Annotated in this window: 5 protein-coding genes; 4 read left to right on the top strand and 1 reads right to left on the bottom strand. The window is 73.5% G+C overall.

Going from position 1 to position 7107, the window contains the following annotated elements:
• Window positions 1–434: 434 nt before the first annotated feature.
• The 3 genes from E1300_RS14160 to E1300_RS14150 are packed head-to-tail and all read left to right on the top strand — an operon-like array spanning window position 435 to window position 3292.
• A complete protein-coding gene (locus E1300_RS14160) occupies window positions 435–1904 on the top strand; it encodes a flavin-containing monooxygenase (RefSeq protein ID WP_131757449.1) in 1470 nt (489 codons plus the stop codon).
• A 34-nt stretch (window positions 1905–1938) separates the two neighbouring features.
• Entirely contained in the window at window positions 1939–3135 is a 1197-nt protein-coding gene (locus E1300_RS14155) for an oxygenase MpaB family protein (RefSeq protein ID WP_131757448.1), read from the top strand.
• Window positions 3113–3292, top strand: a complete 180-nt coding sequence (locus tag E1300_RS14150) for a hypothetical protein (RefSeq protein ID WP_131757447.1) — start codon at window positions 3113–3115, stop codon at window positions 3290–3292. The genes E1300_RS14155 and E1300_RS14150 overlap by 23 nt, the downstream gene beginning before the upstream one ends.
• A 70-nt stretch (window positions 3293–3362) precedes the next feature.
• Here E1300_RS14150 and E1300_RS52430 read toward each other — a convergent pair whose 3' ends face one another.
• The gene (locus E1300_RS52430; RefSeq protein WP_242619145.1) at window positions 3363–4346 is read right to left on the bottom strand and encodes a TetR/AcrR family transcriptional regulator; all 984 of its coding nucleotides are present in this window, start codon (window positions 4344–4346) and stop codon (window positions 3363–3365) included.
• A 109-nt stretch (window positions 4347–4455) separates the two neighbouring features.
• On the opposite strand from E1300_RS52430, the gene E1300_RS14140 reads away from it, so the two are divergent.
• Entirely contained in the window at window positions 4456–7074 is a 2619-nt protein-coding gene (locus E1300_RS14140) for a cation-translocating P-type ATPase (RefSeq protein WP_131757446.1), read from the top strand.
• The last annotated feature ends 33 nt before the right edge of the window (window positions 7075–7107 follow it).

Raw genomic sequence — 7107 nt, 5'->3', positions numbered from 1 at the left:
GTGGCGGCCTGCGCTGGCCCGGAGCCCAGGGCGCCGGCCGCGGCGACCGCGCCCGCGGCACCCAGCGCCCCGGCGATGAACCTGCGGCGGCCCACACCGCCCGCGCTCTCGGCCGGACGGTTCTGCGATGCCCTGGTCTCGTCCACGGGTCTGTTGTCGTCCACGGGGCACTCCTCGGGGGGTGGAGTAACCGACAATCATGTCGGTTGAGTGGCCCCCAACTATGGGACGCCCGCCATGAGCCGTCAAGACCTCGCAACGACCTCGATTCAATGGGAGCACTTGAAACGCTACTCCAGCGATTCTTCGCGGCGGTCTTGACTCCTCTCGCCGACACGCTCACGATAGCCGACGTATGTGTCGGCTAAGGCGATGCCCGGTCGGCCGTCCGTCGCCCGGCGCGCCGCCGCCGACGCCAGAGCAGGGAGCCGTGCATGGGGCGCAGGAACGTCTCGATCGCCATCGTGGGAACAGGGTTCAGCGGGATCGGGCTGGCCATCGCCCTGAAGGAGGCCGGGTTCACCGACATCACCCTCTTCGACAAGGCCGACGGGCTCGGCGGCGTCTGGCGCGACAACACCTATCCCGGCGCCGCCTGCGACGCGCCCTCCCACCTGTACTCGTACTCCTTCGAGCCCAAGCCCGACTGGACGCGCCGGTTCGCCGAGCAGCCCGAGATCCTGGACTACCTGCGCCACTGCGCCGCCAAGTACGGCCTGACGCCGCACTTCCGCTTCCGCACCACGATCACCGACGCCCGGTTCCAGGCCGCGACCGGCAGATGGCGGCTGCACGCCGGCGACGGGCGGACCTACGAGTACGACCTGTTCGTGGCGGCCTGCGGGCAGCTGTCCAACCCGGCCGTACCGCGCCTGCCCGGCCAGGACGACTTCGGCGGGACGATGTTCCACTCCGCCCGCTGGGACCACGGCCACGACCTGACCGGCGAGCGCGTCGCCGTCGTCGGCAACGGCGCCAGCGCGATCCAGTTCGTCCCGCGGATCGCGCCCGCCGCACGGCGGCTCACGATCTTCCAGATCGAGGCGCACTGGATCAGCCGCAAGCCCGACCGCGTCTACCCCCGCTGGCGGCCCGCCCTCAACCGGCGCATCCCCGCGGTCCAGAAGCTGTCGCGGCTGGGCATCTTCCTGTGTTTCGAGGCCGTCCTCAACCCCGCGCTGATCTCCCCGCGCGGCCGCCGCGTCTTGTCGGCCCCCGTCCGCGCGCTGTGCCGGTACGCGCTGCGCTCGGTCCGCGATCCCCGGCTGCGCCGCCGCCTCACCCCCGGCTACGAGCCCGGCTGCAAGCGCATCCTCACATCGAGCGACTACTACCCGGTCCTCAACCGCCCCGACGTCACCGTGGTCGACGACCCCATCGTCCAGCTCACGCCGCACGGCGCCCGGACCGCCGACGGGAGGCACCACGCCTTCGACACGCTCATCTGGGCGACCGGGTTCCGCTCCCAGGACTTCGTCGCCCCGCTGCGCGTCATCGGCGCCCGCGGCACCGAGCTCAACGCCGCCTGGAAGGGCGGCGCCCGCGCCTACCTCGGCCTGGCCGTGACCGGGTTCCCCAACTTCTTCCTGATGTACGGGCCGAACACCAACGTCGGCTCCGGCTCGATCGTCCACATGCTCGAAAGCCAGGCCCGCTACATCGTCCAGGCCGCCCGCCTCCTGGCCACCGGGGTGACCTCGATGGACGTCCGCGCCGACGTCCTGGACCGGTTCGACGCCGCCGCGCAGCGGCGCCTGAGCACCACGGTGTGGAACCAGGGCGGCTGCGACAGCTGGTACCTCGACGCCGACCACCGCAACACCAACAACTGGCCCGGCTCGATGACCGGCTACCGCCGCCGCACCCGCCGCCTCGACCCCGCCGACTACCACCTCGACCGCTGATCCGAAGCCGGCCTGCGCGAGTTTGGAGTACCCGATGTCGATGCTGGACAGCGGCACGGCCGCCGAGCCGGGCGCCGACCGGCACCCGTACGACTACTACTACCGCCGGGGCATGGCGCTACGGCCGGCACCCGAGACCGCGACCGTCTCACCGCTGTGGCTGACCGAGCCCCACGTCCGGCTGTTCTCGCCGTGGATCCCGGTCCGGGCCGTCCCCACGCGGACAGCGCTGACCGGGCTGTTCGACGACCACCGCTGGCAGGGCGACGAGCAGATGGACGCCGTCGTGCGCGCCTTCGCCCGGCTCGGGATGCGGCGGGGCCGCCGGATGTTCGACCAGGCTTTGGAGCACGGCATCGACGCGGTGACCGACCCGCCCTCCGAGCTGGTCGAACTGTTCCGCCACCTGGACGAGCCACCGGCCTGGTGCGACGCCGCCGCCTGGGAGCGGGGACGCCGCCTGTGGATCAACGCCTCCCTGGCCGGGAAGCTGACCATGATGCTCAGCGACGCCATGGGCACCTTCGTCGGCGCCGAGGTGTCCTCGGCCACGGGGCAGACCCGCAGGTTCCTCGCCGACTTCCGCCGCCGCGAACTGGAGACCGTCACCTGGTTCCACGACGTCACCCGTCCCGGAGCCGTCGACCGCCGCTCGCCCGTCTTCGCGAGCATCGTCCGGGTCCGGCTGATGCACGCCCAGGCACGGCTCGCGCTGCGCGGGGTCTGGGGCGACGACCACTTCGCCCGGCACGGCAACCCCATCTCCAACGCCATGACGATGGGCGCCGCCGTCACGTTCGGGCTGCTCCCACTCCTGTTCGACCACGCCCACGGCCGCCGCGTCTCCCGGACGGACCTGGACAGCGTCATGCTGTACTGGGCCTACATCGCCCACCTGATGGGCGTCGCCGACGAGCTCGTCCCCCGCAACGCCATCGACGGCCTGCACATGGCCCACCACATGATCCTCACCGCGGGCGGCCCCACCGAATGGACCGACCTCACCGTCCAGGCCCGCCAGCGACCATGTCTTCAGCCGCAACCCCGTCCTGCGGCGCCTCCAGATTCACGCCGCGGCCCCGGCGGTCGGCCTGGTCTCCGCCCTCACCGGCGAGTCACTCGTCCGGGCCCTGCTCCGCGCCTCTCCCCTGGCGTCGCTGCGGCTCCAGCCCTGGCAGGCCATCGCCGAACGCCTCGTCCATCTCAACGTGACGCTGCGCCGGGTCGGTGACCGCCTCCCCTTCGCCGACCGCAGGTCGGACGCCCGCGCCCGCCATGGCGACGCCTGGCAGCGGGCAGGCGTCGCCCTCGCGACGAGGCTCGCCGCCCGGTCAGGCGTCTCCGGCACCCCCTACGACCACCACGACACCAGCGTGTCCCAGCCCTGAGGCCCGCACGCCGGCGGGCCGCACGCCGGCGGGCCGCACGCCGGCGGGCCGCACGCCGCCGGGCCGCTGATCAGCTCCCGCCGCCGAGCCCCGTCCACAGCAGCCGCATCGCGCCTTCGACCAGCGTCGCCCGCGGCGTCTCGGGATTGCGCTCCCACCACTGGGCCACCCCGTCCAGGCCGGTGATGACGAACTCCACCATCGCCTCGGCGATCGGCTCGCCCGGCTCGACCCCCACCGTGCGGATGTCGTCGGCGAGCAGCGCCGCCACCGCGTGGGTCCGCGACTCGCGGATGCCCTGCCGCACGACCCGGATCTCGGGATCGTCCTCGCCGGTGCGGTCGAACAGCAGGCTCCGGGCCTCGGGACGGTTTTGGGCGAAGCCGAAGTAGGCGTCGATCGTGGAGCGCATCCGCTCCTCCGCGCTGCCGGACGCGGTGATGCGGGCCCCGACGTACTCGATCAGCGCCGCGTTCTCCTCCTGCATGACCGCCAGCAGGAGCACGCGCTTGGACGGGAAGTGGTCGTACAGCACGGTCCGCGCCACCCCGGCCGCCGCCGCGATCTCCCCGAGCGACGTGCCGTGGTAGCCCTTCTCGGCGAAGATCCTCACCGCCGCCGCCGTGATCAGTGCCCGGCGGGCGGGCGCCCGCAACCGCGGCTTGGGGCTGGCATCGGCCATCGGTGCGGCTCCTCGGTCGGTAGGCGGGACTGACATCTTCCCGCAGAGTCCCGCGACGAGCGTCCCCGCGGGGCCGGTGTCGGATCGGTCGGGTGTCGTCAAAGGGACGCGCCGGACGGGCAGCGTCACGCCGTCCCGGACGTCGATCCTCACCGCCGCCTCGGCGGCCCGGGCGTGCCGCACCACGCTGGGCAGCGCCGCGTCGATCACCGCGCGCCCGGCTGTGCCCGCCAGGAGGGGAAGGAGCCGCTTAGGGGCTGACCGAGCAGCCGCCGCGCCCAGGCGGCCGCGCTGGCCGTCCAGCTCGCGTCCGCCCGCCGCGGAGTCCCGGTAGACGCACCCGGGAGGGGCGAAACCGCTGTTCAGGGCCAAGGTCCCGTTGTTTCGGGGACCTTTGGCTCTGGAAGAACCTGGGTGAGGGTCCCAGGCTGGGGCCAGGAGGTGCGGCCATGGAGGACGACGCGCGACCGGCGGGGCCGCGATGACCGAGGCCCTGGCGCCCTACCGCAGGCCCGCCGACGAGGTCGTGCACGACTTCGGCAGCGACGCGTCCCGCGGCCTCGCCTCGGCCGAGGCGGCGGAACGGCTGGAGCGGGACGGGCCGAACGTGCTGCCCGCCGCGCGCGGGCCCGGCCCGGTGCTGCGGTTCCTGCTCCAGTTCAACAGCCCGCTGATCTACGTGCTGCTCGCCGCGGCGGCTGTGACGGCCCTGCTCGGCGAGCACGTGGACGCGCTGGTGATCCTCGGCGTGGTGGTCGTGAACGCCGTCGTCGGGTTCGTCCAGGAGTCCCGCGCGGAGCAGGCCCTGTCGGCGCTGGCCGCGATGGCGGAGACGACGGCGGTGGCCGTCCGGGACGGGACCGCGCGGCGCGTCCCCGCCGCTGAGCTGGTGCCCGGCGACCTGGTCGAGCTGGAGGCGGGTGACAAGGTCCCCGCCGACCTGCGGCTGCTGCGCACCGACGAGCTCGCCGTGGACGAGTCCGCGCTCACCGGGGAGTCGGTGCCCGTGGTGAAGGGCACCGCGTCCCAGCCGGAGGCCGCGCTCGCCGACCGGACCGGCATGGCCTTCTCCGGGACGCTCGCGACCGCCGGCCGGGGCACCGGTCTCGTGGTGGCGACCGGCGCGCGGACCGAGCTCGGCGACATCCACCGGCTCGTCCATACCACCGGCGCCGTCCAGACCCCGCTCACCCGTAAGATCGCCCAGTTCAGCACGGTCGTGACCGTCGCCGTCTTGGCCCTGGCGGTGCTGACCTTCCTCATCGGCGTGCTCCGCGGGCGGGGCGCCGCCGAGATGCTCACCGCCGCGGTCGCCCTCGCGGTCGGCGCGATCCCCGAGGGGCTGCCCGCCGTCGTCACGATCACCCTCGCGCTCGGCACCGCCCGGATGGTCCGCCGCGGCGCGATCGTCCGGCACCTGCCCGCCGTGGAGACGCTCGGCGGCACCACCGTGATCTGCACCGACAAGACCGGCACCCTCACGCAGAACCAGATGACCGTCACCGCCGTCCACGCGGGCGGGCGTGACTACACCCTCACCGGAACCGGCTACTCCCCCACCGGGGCGGTCCATCATGACGGCCGAGAGGTGGCCCTCGCCGACCACCCCACCCTCAGGGAGACGCTGCTGGCGGGCCTGGGATGCAACGACGCGCGGCTCGTCCAGCGCGACGGCGCATGGCGGATCACCGGCGACCCGACCGAGGGCGCGCTGCTGACCAGCGCCGCCAAGGCCGGTCTCGACCGCGTGCCGGCCCGCACCGCCACGCTGCCCTACACCGCCGAGCGCGGGCACATGGCCACCCTGCACGCCGACGGCACCGTCTACGTCAAGGGGCCGGTCGAGCGGCTCGTGCCGCTGTGCCGCGACGCCGCCGGCCCCGGCGGCGCGCCCGCCGCGCTCGACCCCGCCGCCGTCATCGCCCGTGCCGAGGCGTACGGGCACCAGGCCCTCCGGGTGCTGGCCTTCGCCCGCGGGCACACGGACGCGGGGAGTCTCGACGAGCTGCCTCCGCTGACCTTCCTGGGCCTCCAGGCCATGCTCGACCCGCCGCGTCCCGAAGCCGCCGAGGCCGTCCGGACCTGCCACGACGCCGGCGTCCAGGTCAAGATGATCACCGGGGACCACGCCGCCACGGCCCGCGCGATCGGCACCCGCGTCGGGCTGGACGGCGGCGTCATGACCGGCGCGGAGCTGGCCGCCGACGTCCCGCCCGAACGCCTGCGGGACACGGCCGTGTTCGCCCGCGTCTCGCCCGAGCAGAAGCTCCGCCTCGTCCAAGGCCTGCAAGGCGCCGGGCACGTGATCGCGATGACCGGGGACGGCGTCAACGACGCGCCCGCCCTCAAGCAGGCCGACATCGGCGTGGCGATGGGACGCACCGGGACCGACGTCGCCAAGGAGTCGGCCGACATGGTCCTGACCGGCGACGACTTCGCCTCCATCGAGAAGGCCGTCGAGGAGGGGCGCGGCGTCTTCGACAACCTGGTGAAGTTCATCGTCTGGGCGCTGCCGTCCAACATCGGGCTCGGCCTGGTCCTCGTCGCCGCGATCGTCGCGGGCACCGCGCTGCCCGTCCTGCCGCTCCAGGTGCTCTGGCTGAACATGACCGCCGTCCTGGTCCTCGGCCTGCCGTTCGCCGTCGAGCCGAAGGACGAGCACATCATGCGCCGCCCGCCGCGCGACCCGTCCCTGCCGCTGCTCACCCGCGCGATGACGCTCCGCGTCCTGGCCGTCTCGGCGATCCTGCTCGCCGGCGCCTTCGGCCTCCAGCACTGGGAGCGCGCCCAGGGCGCCTCGTCGGAGGTCGCGCAGACGATCGTCGTCAACGTCTTCGCGCTGACCCTGCTCACCTACATGTTCAACTGCCTGTCGCTGGACCGCCCCCTCCTCTGGCACGGCGTCCGCCGCAACCCCTGGGTGGCCGTCAGCGTCCTGGCCCTGGCCGCGATCCAGCTGCTCTACACCTACACGCCCGCCATGAACGACCTGTTCCACTCCGCCCCGCTCGGCGCCGCCGCCTGGGCGCGCGTCGCCGCCGTCGCCGTCCTCTCCTACCTGGCGATCGAGGCGTTGAAGTACGTCCAGCGGCCCCGCTGACCTGACCGCGGGTCCGCTTCTCCCGTCGAGTAG

It is taken from the genome of Actinomadura fibrosa, assembly GCF_900659615.1.
GTDB lineage: Bacteria > Actinomycetota > Actinomycetes > Streptosporangiales > Streptosporangiaceae > Spirillospora > Spirillospora fibrosa.
This window is presented reverse-complemented; position numbering and strand designations above follow the sequence as displayed.